Genomic DNA, 16,062 nt, shown 5'->3' with positions numbered 1-16,062 from the left:
AATAAAATATGTGCGGAATAGTAGGATATACAGGATTTCAAGACGCTTATGAAATTGTAATTAATGGTCTTAGAAGATTGGAATATAGAGGGTATGACAGTGCCGGAATTGTTTTAGAAGGTTCAGATAACAAGCTGGAAGTAGAAAAAACAAAAGGTAAAGTGGAGGATTTGGTGAATATTTCCAAAGAGCTAAAAGGAAAGTCTAAAATTGGAATGGGACACACCCGTTGGGCAACCCATGGAGTTCCAAGTGACAGAAACTCCCATCCGCACTTGTCAAACAACGGAAAAATTGCAATTGTACACAATGGTATTATCGAAAACTATGATACCATTAAGACAATGCTTACTGAAAAAGGATTCACTTTCAAATCAGAGACAGATACTGAAGTATTGGTAAACCTTATCCAGTATTTTATGGATCTTAATCCTGAAATTGATTTCCCTACAGCAGTGAGATATGCATTGAATGAAGTATATGGAGCATATGCCATCACTGTACTTCATGAAGATTATCCAGGGGTATTGGTCGTAGGAAGATTAGGTTCTCCTCTTGCAATCGGAATCGGTGATAAAGAATATTTTATCGCTTCCGATGCTTCTCCATTCGTAGAATTTACAAAAGAAGCTATTTATCTTGAAGAAGGACATATGGCAACGATCTCTCTCGAAAACGGAGTAGATATCAGAACCATCAATGAAAACTCTAAAATTGAGCCTGAAATTCAGGAGCTTAAATTAAGTCTTGAACAGATAGAAAAAGGTGGTTACGAGCATTTCATGCTTAAAGAAATCTTCGAGCAGCCTAAATCTGTACACGATACAATGAGAGGTAGACTTCTTGTAGATGAAGGAGTTATTAAAATGGCTGGAATCTGGGATCATGTGGAGAAATTCAAAAATGCCAACAGGATTATTATCATTGCCTGCGGTACTTCATGGCATGCAGGTCTTATCGGAGAATATCTGATTGAAGAATATGCAAGAATTCCTGTTGAAGTAGAATATGCATCAGAGTTCAGATACAGAAACCCGATTATTACTGATAAAGATGTGGTGATTGCCATTTCTCAGTCCGGAGAAACTGCTGATACAATGGCTGCTTTAAAATTAGCAAAAGAAAAAGGTGCATTTATATATGGTATATGTAATGTTGTAGATTCTTCCATTGCAAGAATTACAGATGCAGGTTCTTATACCCATGCTGGTCCGGAAATCGGGGTTGCTTCTACCAAAGCATTTACAGCACAGCTTACCATTCTTACTTTAATTGCCTTTAAATTAGGAAAACACAACGGAAACTTAGGAAACGCTGAATTTATGAGCTTAATTGCTGAGCTTGATGCTATTCCTAAGAAAATTGAAGATGTGTTAAATACCACTCATGAGCTTACGCAGAATATTGCAAAAGATTTTGTGAAAGCTACCAATTTCCTTTACCTGGGAAGAGGATACAATTATCCTGCAGCCCTGGAAGGAGCCTTAAAATTAAAAGAAATTTCTTATATCCATGCAGAAGGATACCCGGCTGCAGAAATGAAGCACGGTCCGATTGCCCTGATCGACGAAAACATGCCGATTGTAATTATAGCACCTAGAAAAGGGCACTATGATAAAATTGTAAGTAACGTTCAGGAAATTAAAGCGAGAAAAGGTAAAATTATCGCTGTAGTGAATAAAGGAGACCGTCAGGTGAGCGAAATGGCAGATTATGTTATCGAAATCCCTGAAACTTCTGAATGTTTCTCTCCAATCGTTGCTTCCGTACCTCTTCAACTGCTTGCTTATTATATTGCAGTATATAGAGGAGCCAACGTAGATCAACCGAGAAACCTTGCAAAATCTGTTACCGTGGAATAAAAAGTTGTTGTAAATAAAATAAATTTAGATTTCTTCCGTTATTTCAAAAAAAATCTTAAAAGTTTCTTAAAAAAATTATATATTTACGGCTTAATTATAAAAATTAACATGAAAAGGATATTTCTTTTATTATTGTCTGCGTCGGTAGCATCGGTATCTTGTTCAGGTGGTGGCAGCTCTTCTGTAGGGAAGCCAGGAACAAAAGGAGAATTGATACCAAGAGAAAAAACTAAATCATTTGTTGCGGAAAGACCATACGGAATGGTCGCAATTCCTGCAGGTTCGTTTGTTGCTGGTTTAGCAGACCAGGATCCGACAAATACGCCTGAAAAAGCATCATTGAAGACAGTTACTGTTTCTTCTTTCTTCATGGATGAAGCAGAAACTACCAATGCGGAGTACAGAGTATTTATCAATTATGTAAGAGACTCTATCGCAAGAACTTTACTAGCTGAAGCTGCCGGAGAAGGTGGTGATGAAGGCGGACGTAAAGGAGCAAGCATAGGAGATTACGCATACCTTGCTAAAAAAGAAGAAAATTTAACACCTTATCAAGAATATATGGAAGGCCAGGGCGGCCGTGAAGACGGAAGCTATGATGCCAGCAAAAGATTAGATTGGAAAATCCCTTTACACTGGAGCACATCAAAATATCCGGATGTAGAATACGCAGAAGTTTTAGAATCTATGTACCTGCCTTCTTCTTCAAGAATTGGAAACGAAAGAATTTTAGATGTTAGTAAGCTGAAATATACTTACCGTTGGGGAGATATGGACGCTGCTGTTGCAGATAACGAAAGAGGAGCTAACTACCTGAAAAGTGAAAGTATCGCAATCTATCCTGATACTACAGTTTGGGTAAAAGATTTCCACTTTGCTTACAATGAGCCATTGTTTGAACAGTATTTCTGGCACAAGGCTTATAAAGACTATCCTGTTGTCGGGGTTACCTGGGATCAGGCAAGGGCTTATTGTAACTTCAGATCTAAATTGAAATCAGATTACAACGAAAGTTTAAAAAGAAAAAAACAAAAACCATTAGTATTCCGTCTTCCAACAGAAACTGAATGGGAATATGCTGCCAGAGGTGGTATGCAAAATGCTACTTACCCTTGGGGTGGTCCATATTTAATGGATGACAGAGGTTGCTACCTTGCCAACTTCAAGCCTAAGAGAGGTAACTACATGGAAGACGAGAAAAAAGGTACTTATACATATACAGCTCCAGTTAAGAAATTTAAGAAAAATGGGTTTGGGTTATTTGATATGGCTGGAAACGTTTCTGAATGGACATTATCTTCTTTTAACAACTCTTCAGCTGGATTCACTTCTACATTAAATCCTTCTACTAAAGATAAAAAGGATACGAAGAAATCCGTAAGAGGTGGATCTTGGAAAGATATAGGATATGCACTGATGACAGGTGCTAGAGATTGGGAAAGAAAAGATTCCGCAAGAAGCTATATCGGATTCAGAACTGTACAGGATATTCCTGAAGCAGCCGTTAAACCAAGAAGAGTTAACAGATAACGAATCAGACAATTATTTTTCAATAACAATTTTATTTAACATTAAAAAAACTAACTCAATATGTTTAAGACTAAAGATGCTTGGATGAATTTCTTTTATTCATTCGGTGCTGCAATTGTAATTCTTGGAGCTTGGCTTAAAATTACTCACATTACCTTAGGACCTATTAACGGTAACATGGCTCTTACTGTAGGACTTATTACTGAGGCTATTATCTTTATCATCTTTGCATTTGACCCTCCAAAAACTGAAGAGTCTTATGCCTGGGAAAATGTTTATCCTGAGTTATTAGATAAACATGCGAATCCAAATCCTTTACATTCTAATGTAACAACTAAAAATACAAGCGCTCAATTTGCTGAATTGGAAAACTCTCTTTCCAGCAAATTGGATAAAATGCTTGAAGATGCAAGATTAGACGTTCAATTATTTGAAAGATTAAGAACAGGAATTGATAAATTCTCAAACTCTGTTGATCAGATCAATCAGACTGTTGACGTATCTGCTTCTACTCATAAATATAACGACCAGTTGAATAAAGCAGCTCAGCATATGGAAAGTATGAATGCACTTTATGCAATGCAGCTTGAAAGCGGTAAGAGACAATCTGAATTTGCTAACAAGTATGTTGCTGATATGCAGAAATCTGCAGAGCAATCTGAGAAATTCAACCAAGAGCTACAAGGTTTAACATCTAATCTTAATAACTTAAATAGAGTTTATGGTGGTATGCTAACTGCTATGAAGTCTTAATTCCTAACCATTTCTAAATTAACTACTTAATCAAAAAACAAAGAAAAGAGAATGGCACAAGGAAAACAGACCCCTCGTCAGAAGATGATCAACCTGATGTATTTGGTGTTCATCGCGATGATGGCCCTAAATATTGATGCAGAAATCATCAGATCATACTATGACTCTACCAGAGCATTGAATGAAACCAGAACTTTAACAGAAAGAAAGAACGAGAAGATCTTTGAGAGAACGTTGGAAGCTAAAGCTCAGCAAGTTCCTGATACTTACGCACAGCCTTGGGCTCAGTACAAAGTATTGAAAACCAAAATTGACGCATTGGTGAAATCTGCTCAGGATGTTAAAGATCTGTTGAAAAAACAATCTGAGTTTCACGATAAGGATCCTAAAACAGGAAAAGATATTGATGTAAGTGAAAACTTTGCTGCATTGAACAACAACGAAGCTACTACTGAATATTTCTTTAAGGAAGGAGATGAAAATACTCCATCAAAGAATGCACTGGATCTGAAAGCTAAAATTGATGATGTAAGAAACTACATCAATGCTACTTTCGGAAGCAATGCCCAGTTACAGGATTTAGTTGCAAGAGCTAACAAGTCTCTTATTGCGGAGTATCCGAAAGGAACATCTCCCAATGAAAAGACCTGGTTCCAGAATAAGTTTTACCATCAGCCGCTAATCGCTGCAATATCTAATTTGGAAATTATCCAAAATGATGCCAGAAACGTTCAGTCTGATGCATTGGCACTATTACTTCAGGAAAAAGTAGATGCGAATATCAAATTCTCAAGCTATGAGCCTATCGTTTCAGGTCCGGTAGATATCCAGGCAGGAAAACAGGCTGAAGTAAAAGTAATGTTAGGAACTTATTCTAACAGTAACAAGATCAGCATCTCTGGAGTAAGCAGAGTAGAAAACGGTAAAGGTGTTATGCAAATTTCAGGTTCTGGAATTGGTGAACATAAATTAGGAGGTACGATTACATTAACAGATGCTTCAGGGAAACCTCAGTCTTTCCCTTGGACACATACTTATAATGTAATTGCAGGACCAAGAGAAGTAAAACTTGAAAAAGGATTATTGCTTTCTGCCGATAAAATGAACGTTATGTATAGAGGACTTGAGAACCCTGTTTCAGGATCAATCTTAGGTGCTGACAATTCTAAACTTTCATTATCTGCAGCAGGAGCTACTGTGAAGAGTACAGGTCAGGGTAAATGGAATGTTACTCCTACAACAGGAAATGTAGTGAAGTTAACATTATCAGGAACAGATCCATATGGTAAAACAGTTTCTCAGGTATTTGAATATAGAATTAAGAATATCCCTAGACCACAAGGTCAGATCAGAGGTAAAGCGGTAAACTTTATGCCGGTAGGTTCTATTCCTAACCAGATTGTTTCTGCTACTTTACCAGACTTTGACTTCCCTGTTTCATTCACTGTTAATAGCTTTATTATTAAGCTTCCAGGAAAAGCAGGTACTCTGATTCAAGGTAGCTCACTATCAGGAGCAGAAGGTATGCTTAGGAACCTTAGACCTGGTGATGTAGTCCAGATTTATGATATTCAGGCTACGGCTACAGGATTGGGTAACCAGAGACTTAAGGAAATTTCACCTGTAATTATTAATGTTCAATAAGGTTAATTTGTAAAATCATATTATGAAAAAATATATTAGCACCCTTTTAGTTTTAGTTTCGGGATTCGCTTTTTCCCAAACTATTCTGAATGCTGCTTCTCCTGAGGAATTCAGACAAATGAGAGCTGAATCAATGAGAAAAGCAGGGGATACTGTTATCAGCAATAAAGTAAAGCCTCTTGAATATGGTTTCGTTGATGACAAGGATATTTACAAAAGTATGTTTGTTTGGGAAATCATTGATATGAATGATAAGATCAACCAGCCGTTTTATTATGACAATCCGGATGGTCTTCTTTCCAGCTCTACAAGATCATTATATCAATTATTACTTGATGGAGCCCTTAAAGGTGACATCAAAGAAGTTTATGATGACGAAAACTTCGTTACCAGACTTTCACCGGAAGCCATTCAGAAAAGATTGGAAAGTGTAAGACTTGACGAAGAAGCTATCGATATCCTTAACTCTGGAAGAACACTTACAGAAGACGAGAAGAAAAGATTAACAGATATCATCAGAACAACTACTGATAAAGTAAAAGTTCTTAAAGTGATGGGTATGTGGTTTATCGATAAAAGAGATGGTCAGATGAAATACAGACCTCTTGGTATCGCAGCTATGGGTCCGGATCCGACATCTGTTGGAAGAATTGGTCCTGATGGTCAGCCTTTAGCTGGTGCTGATGAACTGATCGATTTGTTCTGGATTTACTATCCAAGTGCTCGTGATATTTTAGCAAACAACTATGTTTTCAATAGAAAAAATTCTTCTGCTGACTTATCTTTCGATGATGTCATCAATGCAAGAAGATTCTCTTCTATTATCTACAAATCTTCAAGCGGTTTAGGAGATGGTACTATTAAAGACTATATCCCTAGAAACGCTGAGGAGCAGCTGGAAGAAAGCGACAGAATCAAAGCACAGATTCTTGACATGGAAAATGATATGTGGAATTACTAAATTTCACTTGATATTTATAGAAAACCTGAGTATTTTTACTCAGGTTTTTTTATGATAAAATCGCCCTTTGTTTATTACCGAACAATATCCGATGACACAGGCGATTACATATGACCCTTAAACAAATGAAATTTCTCATATGAAGCAAGTAGATTATATTATTGTAGGAGACGGATATGCAGGGCTTTTTCTGGCCCATCAGCTAATTAAAAATGATAAATCTTTCGTCATTTTTACTGAAGGAAGAAAAAGTGCTTCCCAGGTCTCAGCAGGAATTATCAATCCTGTGGTCCTGAAGAAGTTTACCACATTCTGGAAAGCGCAGGAACAAATAGATTTTCTTAAAGACAGTCTTAAAGAAATAGAATCATATACAGGGGAAAACTATCTGATCAATGCTCCTATTCACAGAATTTTTCATGATGAGAATGAACAGAATTTATGGCTGAAAAAATCAGCAAATGAAGAATTGTCGAATTTTCTTGATCAGAATTTTGATCGTTTAGAGGTAGTAAAAAACGACTTTCTTACCGGAAAGGTGAATCAATCTGCTAGATTGAATGTTAATGGATTTTTTAGCGGTTTATTCGAATATTTTGAAAAAAATGATCAATTAACAAAGGAAAAATTCGATTATTCAAAATTAAATCCATCTGAATCCACTTATAAAGATTATACCTTCAAAAATATTATTTTCTGTGAAGGAATGGGGGTGAAAGATAATCCCTATTTTTCGGATATCGCCGTGAATCCCAACAAAGGCCACCACATCAGGGTGAAACTTTCCCAGCCAATTCCTGAAAACATAACCATTAAGAAAAAACATTTTTTATTTCCAACCGGAAACGGACTGTATTTTTATGGTGGAACTTATGACAGAGAGCAGCTTCACCATCACATTGATGAATCAGCAGTTGACCAATTGGTGAAGGGACTTTCAGAATTTTATCCTTATGATTTTGAAGTGGAAGAAGTACATTTTGGCTTCCGCCCCACAGTAAAAGATAGAAGACCCATCATTGGAAGACATGAAACATTCGGTAATCTTTATGTTTTTAATGGACTTGGTGCCCGTGGCATCCTCAACGGTTGTTATTTTGCAAGAGATTTATTCCGTTTTATTGAACAGGATATTCCATTGCATGAAGAAGTTTCATTGAAAAGATTTCAATAGTGTATCTTAGTATCAATTTCCAAACTGAAAATCTATGGATGAAAATATATTAGGTATCGTTGCCGGAGTTCTTACTTCCATTTCAATGATTCCACAGCTTGTCAAAGTAATCAGAGAAAAAAATGTGGAAGATATTTCCTTACTTATGCTCCTGGTCCTTATTTCAGGACTCTCTTTATGGGTGTGGTATGGCTTTGCAAAAGATGAACTTCCCATTATTTTGTCCAATGCATTTGCTGTTCTGGTCAATATCAGTCTTCTGATATGCTATATGATGTACAATAAAAAATAAAAAAATACGCATCATCATGATGAAGCGTATTTTTTTATGTAAGTGAAATTTAATTATTGAAGAACAAATTTAGCTAAAGGAGCCATTCTTGCTTTGTTTAAAGTAAGGGTATTTCCGTTTACAGAGTAATTATCTGCTGCCAGGATTGCTTTCGTAAATTGATTTTCAATATCAAGATCTTCACAAGCCATCATGGTAGACATTCCCTGATTGAACTTAATTCTCATTACCTCAGGTTTGATCTCAAATGTTCCTCCCAAGCCATTACATCCGGCATGTCCCTGATATCTCATTCCATCCATTTCAAGCTTGAAATAAGGATTGTTTTTAGGATTCTTCAGTTCAATCGGTTTCCCGTTAAGCTCTGTAAGTTTCCACGTTTTCCCTGTAATATCAGTTGTCGCTTTTTGAGCATTTTGTGTTTTACACGAAACAACTAAAAATGTTGCGATAACAAGTGCCGAAAAATAATAATATAAACTTTTCATAATGTTTATTTTTTTAATTAGAATTGCTAATCCCTATGCTAATACGATGCCATTTTTGCAGGACCAGACTCTTTTTTTGCCTGTTTAAGATGAAACAGAACCATATCTACATTCTTTTTCAGGAAAGTGATATTGCCTTTAATATCAGAATATTGATACTCTTCATTAGAGGCTGTATATTCAGGTAAGGCATCACTTTTTTTAAGGTCAAAAGTTTTACCGTTTAAATGTATTGTTGCTGTATTTTTGGTATTGTTGATGGTCACTTCTATTTTTTCTCCATAACTGTCAACATACACATTTTTTGAAATGTCATCTGTATTTTCTGGGGCAGCAGCGGTAATGGTTTCAGCTTCTTTTCCGGGATGCTTACACGCTGTTAGGGAAATAAGGGTCAATCCGAAAAGGATTGGTACTAATAAATTTTTCATAGTGATAAGTGATTTTAAAGTGTTTCATGAATGATGCTGTTAATGCTATATAAATTTACAAATATTTTTAGTAAATATGTGTTAATTTTTCATAAACTAACAGAATATTAAAATATTAGCTCATTTAACTCACAGTTTTTTGAAACAGAATGCACGAAACAGAAGGCAATAATTATTGTGGAAAATTTAGGATAAACCTTGTTAATTCAGGATTTTTAAAAGGACTTGTTTCGGGGAGGATAGTGTAGTTTTTCTTCATTTTTCATTTGTTGTGTAAATTTTTGGCAAAAATAATTCAAAAAGAAGAGAAGAACAATAAGTTAATGTTAATAATCTGAAATTATGATAAAGTTTAGGTTTGGATAAGTGGGTCAAAATAGAATACCGGGACACGTGAAAATGTTCAAAAAAGCAACAGCTTTAAAATTAAAATTTCCTTAAATCCAAAAAAGTGGCTTAATATTTGAAATTTTAAATGAGCACAGGTGAAAGATTAGAATTGCTTGAATTATGCTTAAATAAAGGAAATGTTAAATACTTTTCAGTGTTTTATTTTCAGGTATTTTAAAGGAGAGTTAAATTTTGTTAATCTACTATGATAGTATCATAATCTGGGTGTACATTTGCAACTTCAAAATGAGAAACTTTATAGTATACTTTTTAACCGGTCTTTTTCTGCTCTTTGTAGTGGAAAGCAGACTCAACGTTAAAACGCTTCGAAATGACTATTCCGGTCATGTTTCTCATCATATGCCCAAAAGAGCCAACCGCCTGAATCAGACTTTTGAAAAGCTCTCTATTCAGCAAATGGCAGACAATGTAGACAATTCCACTTTAGAACTTACCGAAAACGATTTCCAGCTGTCTGATGTATGGCAGGCTATTGTTGTTTTTGCCGGAGTTTTCAGTCTTGTTTATATTTTTGGATTGAAAAGTTGTAAGCGTTCAAAACCGGATATTCATGGTTTTGTTCTTGGCTTATCTACCAAAAGATTCATTCTTATCCGTTCCATTAGAATTTAAGAATTCCCCGTTTTATTGATTTTCTGCCTGATTGCGGGTAGAAATACTCTACGCTGTGTATGCCGGTAATCATCACACCGTACCCCTTTTATTACCGTTTTATTCTATCAAAACATTAACGATTTATATAAACTCTAGAATTATGATAAAGAGAGTTGTTTCGGGAATTGCACTGAGTGTCCTTCTGCTGGCAGTTGGCTGCAATAAGAAAAAAGAAGAAAAAGAAGAAGTTACCGTATATCCGGTGACATCCCCTGTGGTAATGGATACCGTAATCAATAAAGAATACGTAGCCCAGATTCAATCTGTAAAAAACATTGAAGTGAGAGCTCAGGAAAAAGGTTTCCTGGAAAAAATCTTTGTAGATGAAGGCCAGTACGTACAGGCCGGACAAACATTGTTCCGGATCATGCCTAAATTGTATCAGGCAGAATTATTAAAAGCAAAAGCAGAAGTGGAACAGGCTTCCATTGAGCTGAAAAACGCAAGTACATTAGCAGGAAACAATATCGTTTCTAAAAATGAAAGAGCAATGGCAAAAGCCAAGCTGGATGCTGCCAACGCAGATATGAAACTGGCGCAGATCCATCTTTCCTTTACTGATATCAAAGCACCGTTTTCCGGTATTATCAACAGAATTCCTCTGAAGTTGGGAAGTCTTGTAGATGAAGGTGATCTGCTTACCTCATTGTCAGACAATACAAGTATCTACACTTATTTCAATGTTTCCGAACCTGAATATCTGAGCTATCAGACTCATGCTGCAGATCGTGGCAGCAACCAGGTTTCTCTGATTACAGCCAATGGAGAAATGTATACTCAAAAAGGAGAAATTCAGACGATTGAAGGAGAATTTGATAATGAAACAGGAAATATTGCTTTCCGAGCGAAATTCCCTAATCCTGATAAACTTCTGAGAAACGGAGAAACCGGAAAAGTACAGATGTCAATGCCGGTTCATAATGCATTGATCATTCCACAGAAAGCAACCTATGAAATCCAGGATCAGAAATATGTATTCGTGATTGATAAAAATGGAGTAGCAAAATCCAGAAATATCAAAGTAGCTTATGAACTACAGGACTTGTATGTGGTAGCATCAGGAATTTCAAAAGGAGATCAGATTCTTTTGGAAGGAGTTCAGAAAGTAAAGGATGATCAGAAAGTGAAAACAAAATTCCAGGATCCTAAGAAAGTTCTTCAATCATTGAAACTAAAAGCAGAGTAGTGGTCTCTAAAACGAAACAGTATGTTTAAGAAATTCATTCGCAGACCAGTTCTGTCCATAGTAATCTCATTGATTATTGTATTTATGGGAATATTGTCATTGGTAAAACTTCCGGTGACACAGTTCCCATCCATCTCTCCGCCTAAAGTAAATATTACCGCAGAATATCCCGGAGCCAACAACGAATTGTTGATTAAATCCGTAGTAATCCCCTTAGAAAGAGGATTAAATGGAGTTCCCGGTATGAAATATATGACCTCAGATGCCGGAAATGACGGGGAAGCTTCCATTCAGATTGTATTTGATCTGGGAACGGATCCCAATGTAGCTGCAGTAAACGTGCAGAACCGTGTATCTTCAGTGGTCAATAAACTTCCGCCTCTGGTAGTACGTGAAGGAGTAAAAATCACTCGTGAGGAACCCAACATGTTGATGTATATTAACCTGTACAGTGATGATCCTAAAGCTGACCAGAAATTCCTTTTCAACTATGCAGATATCAATGTAATGTCCGAATTGAGAAGGGTAAGCGGTGTTGGTTTTGCCGATATCCTGGGAACCCGTGAATATGCCATGCGTATCTGGCTTAAACCGGATAGATTAACCGCCTATAACATCTCGGCAGATGAAGTAATGGAATCTCTGAATGAGCAGAGTTTGGAAGCTTCTCCCGGAAAAACAGGGGAAAGTTCCGGAAAACGTTCACAGTCTTTCGAATATGTATTAAAATATCCCGGACGTTTTAATAACGAAAAAGATTATGGAAACATTATTTTAAAAGCCAAACCGAACGGAGAATCTGTAAGGCTGAAAGATGTTGCCGATATTGAGTTTGGAAGTTCCATGTATGATATTTATTCTACACTGAACGGAAAACCTTCCGCAGCGATCACCGTAAAACAATCCTACGGATCCAATGCAAGTGACGTTATCAAAAATGTGAAAGCATTGATGAAAGATCTTGAAAAAAATAACTTCCCTAAGGGAATGCATTACGACATCAGTTATGACGTTTCAAGATTCCTGGATGCCTCCATGGAAAAAGTTATCCATACGTTGTTTGAGGCCTTCATTCTGGTTGCTATCGTAGTATTCCTGTTCCTTGGAGACTGGCGCTCAACATTGATTCCGGCATTAGCTGTTCCGGTTTCATTGGTGGGAACATTTGCTGTCATGTCTGCTTTCGGAATTACCCTGAATATGATTTCCCTCTTTGCCCTGGTAATGGCCATCGGGGTTGTGGTAGATGATGCGATTGTAGTTATTGAAGCTGTTCACGCCAAGATGGAAGAAAAACATCTTTCCCCATTGAAGGCTACCGAAGAAGCAATGCATGAGATCAGTGGAGCAATTATCGCAATTACACTTGTAATGGCATCGGTATTCATTCCGATTGCATTTATGTCCGGACCGGTTGGGGTATTCTACCGCCAGTTCTCTATTACAATGGCTTCATCCATTATTTTATCAGGGGTAGTGGCACTTACTTTGACACCGGCTTTATGTGCTTTGATTTTAAGAAATAATCATGGAAAAGCGAAGAAGAAAACACCGATTACTATTTTCCTTGATAAATTCAATAACCTGTTTACAAAAGGAGCCGGAAGATATGAGAAGCTACTGAATAAAACAGTGACAAAAAAGACAATAACATTACCATTGTTATTGGCATTTTGTGCCTGCACATTCTTCCTGAGCAATTCTTTACCTTCAGGATTTATTCCGGCCGAGGATCAGGGGATGATCTATGCCATTATTCAGACGCCTCCGGGATCTACATTGGAAAGAACCAATCAGATTGCCAGAGAACTTTTGAGAGAATCTGAAGATATTGACGGCGTACAATCCGTTTCTTCTCTTGCAGGATATGAGATTTTGACTGAAGGTACCGGATCCAATTCAGGAACCTGTCTGATCAACCTTAAAAGCTGGGAAGAGCGTAAAGAATCAGCTGCAGAAATCATTGAAAAACTTGAGGAAAAAGCCAAAAATATTCCGGGAGCCAATATTGAATTCTTCCAACCGCCTTCCGTTCCTGGATATGGAGCTGCAGGAGGTTTTGAGCTTCGTCTGCTGGATAAAGCAGGAAGTGGAGATTATCATAAAATGGAACAGGTAAGTAATGACTTTGTGAAGGAGCTTAAAAAACGCCCGGAACTTGGTTCGGCATTTACATTCTATTCTGCGAGTTTCCCGCAATATATGCTTAGGATAGACAATGATCTCGCAGAGCAAAAAGGAGTAACCATTGAAAAAGCAATGGATAATCTATCTACATTGATCGGTTCCAACTATGAAACGAGTTTCATCCGCTTTGACAGACCGTATAAGGTAATTGTTCAGGCTGGCCCTCAATATCGTGCACTTCCAACTGACCTGTTGAAGCTGTATGTTAAAAATGATAAAGACCAGATGGTTCCTTACTCAGATTTTATGAGGCTTGAAAAAGTATACGGACTATCGGAAATTACAAGACACAATATGTACAACTCTGCAGAAGTAAGTGGAACGCCTGCTCCCGGATACAGTAGTGGGCAGGCGATCAAAGCGATTCAGGAAGTTGCAGATAAAACACTTCCAAGAGGTTTTGGTATCGACTGGGCGGGTATCTCTAAAGACGAAGTAAGCCGTGGTAATGAAGCTATATTTATCTTCCTGGTTTGTTTAGGATTTGTCTACCTGATTCTTTCTGCACAGTATGAAAGTTTCATCCTTCCGCTTCCGGTTATTTTATCTCTGCCTACAGGTATTTTTGGAGCCTTTTTATGCTTAAAACTCTTAGGATTGGAGAATAACATTTACGCACAGGTAGCGATGGTTATGCTGATCGGACTATTAGGTAAAAATGCGGTGTTGATCGTTGAATTTGCCGTGCAGAAGAAAGCCGAAGAAGGAATCCCTGTGGCAAAAGCAGCTATTGAAGGTGCTGCCATCCGTTTCCGTCCGATTTTGATGACCTCATTTGCCTTCATTGCCGGATTAATTCCATTGGTGATTGCAACGGGGCCGGGAGCAATAGGTAACAGAACCATTGGTACAGCGGCAGCAGGAGGAATGCTAATCGGAACCATTTTCGGATTGATGATTATCCCCGGATTGTATTATATCTTCGGAACCATTGCTGATAAGTCACGATTGGCGAGATATGAAGAAGAGAATCCTTTAACAGAACAAACTGAACCTTATGAACATGATGGAAAATTCGAAGACTAAAAATATAATCACAGCCATTGCCTTATCACTTGTACTCGCAAGTTGTAAGGCACCGATGGCGACTGTTATAAAAGATGAGGTAAAAGAAAATATTCCTCAGAACTTTAATCAGGAAGAGCAGCAGGATGGCAACAATAACAGCGGAACCACACCCTGGAGACAGTTCTTTACGGATCCAAACCTGGTAACTCTTATAGAAACAGCTTTAAAAAATAATCAGGAGCTGCTGATCACACTTCAGGAGATTGAAATTGCTAAAAGTGGTGTGTTAGCTAAAAAAGGAAGATTGACTCCAACCGTTTCTGCAGGAGTAGGAGCAGGACTGAAAAAATCCGGACGCTATACCAGTGAAGGGGCAGGTGATGCTACCACAGAAATTGAACCGGGAAAGGAAATGCCGGATCCACTTGGAAATTTTGAAGCAGGATTAAATGCCAGCTGGGAGATTGATATCTGGAAAAAGCTCAGAACGGAAAAAGAATCTGCCGTAGCCCATTATCTTTCTACAGTAGAAGGGAAAAACTTTGTTTTATCTAATCTTATTGAAGAAGTTGCAGATAATTATTATGAATTGCTGGCACTTGATAATCAATTGGACATTATACAACAGTATATTAAACTTCAGCAAAAAGCGCTGGAAATTTCCAAAATTCAGAAAGAAGCTGCTGCTGCAACGGAGCTTGCAGTGAAGAAATTTGAAGCAGAACTGGCGAAATCCAAAGCTGCAGAATATACCATCCGTCAGCAGATTACTGAAAAAGAAAATGAAATCAATGCTTTGCTGGGAAGATATCCACAACCGATCGTGAGAACAAAGGAAAACTTTATGTCTACCATTCCTCCGACAGTCTATACCGGAATTCCATCTCAGTTATTAGCCAACCGTCCTGATATCAAACACGCCGAGCTGGAATTGAAAGCTTCAAAACTGGATGTAGAAGCAGCAAGAAAAGAATTTTATCCTTCTCTGGAAATTTCGGCAACATTAGGCCTGGAGGCTTTCAAACCTTCATACCTTGTTAAAATGCCGGAATCAATAGCTTACAATCTTGTGGGTGAATTAGCAGGACCATTAATTAACAAAAGTGCGATAAAGGCTAATTTTCAGACAGCAGATGCCAAACAGGTTCAGGCGTTGTACGAATACGATAAAACTATTCTGAATGCTTATCTGGATGTTGCCAATCTGATGTCAAAGGTTAAAAACATAGATCAGTATTATCAACTGAAATCTCAGGAAACGAAAGCCCTGGATCAGTCTATAGATATTGCCAATCAGCTATTTCGAAATTCAAGAGCAGATTATCTTGAGGTTCTTTTAAACCAAAGAGATGCTTTGGATGCTAAAATGGAACTTATTGAGGCAAAACAGAAACAGCTCAGCACAGTAGTTGACATCTATAAAAGTTTAGGTGGAGGCTGGAAATAAAATATCATAATTCTATCAATAAACAGTTAATGTT

13 protein-coding genes are annotated in these 16,062 nt (G+C 37.4%); 11 read left to right on the top strand and 2 right to left on the bottom strand.

What is annotated here, in order from left to right; all coding sequences use genetic code 11:
- The first annotated feature begins 8 nt into the window (after positions 1 to 8).
- The 7 genes from glmS to LIV57_RS08465 all read left to right on the top strand — a co-directional run bounded on the left by glmS (position 9) and on the right by LIV57_RS08465 (position 8,216).
- Positions 9 to 1,862 (top strand): glutamine--fructose-6-phosphate transaminase (isomerizing), encoded by a 1,854-nt coding sequence (gene glmS / locus LIV57_RS08495; RefSeq protein ID WP_110009512.1) that lies wholly within the window; start codon positions 9 to 11, stop codon positions 1,860 to 1,862.
- Between the two features lie 108 nt (positions 1,863 to 1,970).
- Complete coding sequence (gldK, locus tag LIV57_RS08490; RefSeq protein WP_110009511.1) at positions 1,971 to 3,392, top strand: gliding motility lipoprotein GldK; 1,422 nt, start codon at positions 1,971 to 1,973, stop codon at positions 3,390 to 3,392.
- Positions 3,393 to 3,452: 60 nt separating this feature from the next.
- Positions 3,453 to 4,145, top strand: coding sequence for a gliding motility protein GldL (gldL, locus tag LIV57_RS08485; RefSeq protein WP_137904895.1), 693 nt, complete (start codon positions 3,453 to 3,455; stop codon positions 4,143 to 4,145).
- Positions 4,146 to 4,196: 51 nt separating this feature from the next.
- The gene (locus LIV57_RS08480) at positions 4,197 to 5,789 is read left to right on the top strand and encodes a GldM family protein (RefSeq protein ID WP_202843440.1); all 1,593 of its coding nucleotides are present in this window, start codon (positions 4,197 to 4,199) and stop codon (positions 5,787 to 5,789) included.
- Between the two features lie 22 nt (positions 5,790 to 5,811).
- The gene (gldN, locus tag LIV57_RS08475) at positions 5,812 to 6,750 is read left to right on the top strand and encodes a gliding motility protein GldN (protein WP_110009508.1); all 939 of its coding nucleotides are present in this window, start codon (positions 5,812 to 5,814) and stop codon (positions 6,748 to 6,750) included.
- A 139-nt stretch (positions 6,751 to 6,889) separates the two neighbouring features.
- Positions 6,890 to 7,924 carry an NAD(P)/FAD-dependent oxidoreductase gene (locus LIV57_RS08470; RefSeq protein WP_227942274.1) on the top strand — a complete coding sequence of 345 codons (1,035 nt, stop codon included), beginning with the start codon at positions 6,890 to 6,892 and terminating at the stop codon, positions 7,922 to 7,924.
- Positions 7,925 to 7,958: 34 nt separating this feature from the next.
- Positions 7,959 to 8,216, top strand: coding sequence for a SemiSWEET transporter (locus LIV57_RS08465; protein ID WP_227942273.1), 258 nt, complete (start codon positions 7,959 to 7,961; stop codon positions 8,214 to 8,216).
- Between the two features lie 53 nt (positions 8,217 to 8,269).
- Here the strand turns inward: LIV57_RS08465 and LIV57_RS08460 are convergent, their stop codons facing one another.
- The gene (locus LIV57_RS08460) at positions 8,270 to 8,704 is read right to left on the bottom strand and encodes an META domain-containing protein (RefSeq protein ID WP_202843434.1); all 435 of its coding nucleotides are present in this window, start codon (positions 8,702 to 8,704) and stop codon (positions 8,270 to 8,272) included.
- 38 nt (positions 8,705 to 8,742) lie between these two features.
- Positions 8,743 to 9,135, bottom strand: coding sequence for a multicopper oxidase domain-containing protein (locus tag LIV57_RS08455; protein WP_120233455.1), 393 nt, complete (start codon positions 9,133 to 9,135; stop codon positions 8,743 to 8,745).
- A gap of 636 nt (positions 9,136 to 9,771) precedes the next feature.
- On the opposite strand from LIV57_RS08455, the gene LIV57_RS08450 reads away from it, so the two are divergent.
- The 4 genes from LIV57_RS08450 (at position 9,772) to LIV57_RS08435 (ending at position 16,028) form a co-directional block, all read left to right on the top strand.
- Entirely contained in the window at positions 9,772 to 10,158 is a 387-nt protein-coding gene (locus LIV57_RS08450) for a hypothetical protein (RefSeq protein WP_110009503.1), read from the top strand.
- Between the two features lie 145 nt (positions 10,159 to 10,303).
- The gene (locus tag LIV57_RS08445) at positions 10,304 to 11,386 is read left to right on the top strand and encodes an efflux RND transporter periplasmic adaptor subunit (RefSeq protein WP_410673557.1); all 1,083 of its coding nucleotides are present in this window, start codon (positions 10,304 to 10,306) and stop codon (positions 11,384 to 11,386) included.
- 21 nt (positions 11,387 to 11,407) lie between these two features.
- Positions 11,408 to 14,599 (top strand): efflux RND transporter permease subunit, encoded by a 3,192-nt coding sequence (locus LIV57_RS08440; RefSeq protein WP_202843431.1) that lies wholly within the window; start codon positions 11,408 to 11,410, stop codon positions 14,597 to 14,599.
- The gene (locus LIV57_RS08435; RefSeq protein ID WP_227942271.1) at positions 14,571 to 16,028 is read left to right on the top strand and encodes a TolC family protein; all 1,458 of its coding nucleotides are present in this window, start codon (positions 14,571 to 14,573) and stop codon (positions 16,026 to 16,028) included. Before LIV57_RS08440 ends, LIV57_RS08435 begins: the two co-directional genes overlap by 29 nt.
- Positions 16,029 to 16,062 lie beyond the last annotated feature (34 nt).

Origin of the sequence: Chryseobacterium sp. X308, from assembly GCF_020733145.1 — a bacterium.
Lineage (GTDB): Bacteria > Bacteroidota > Bacteroidia > Flavobacteriales > Weeksellaceae > Chryseobacterium > Chryseobacterium cupriresistens.
The sequence above is the reverse complement of the archived record's forward strand: the minus strand, read 5'-3'. Positions and strand labels throughout refer to the sequence as shown.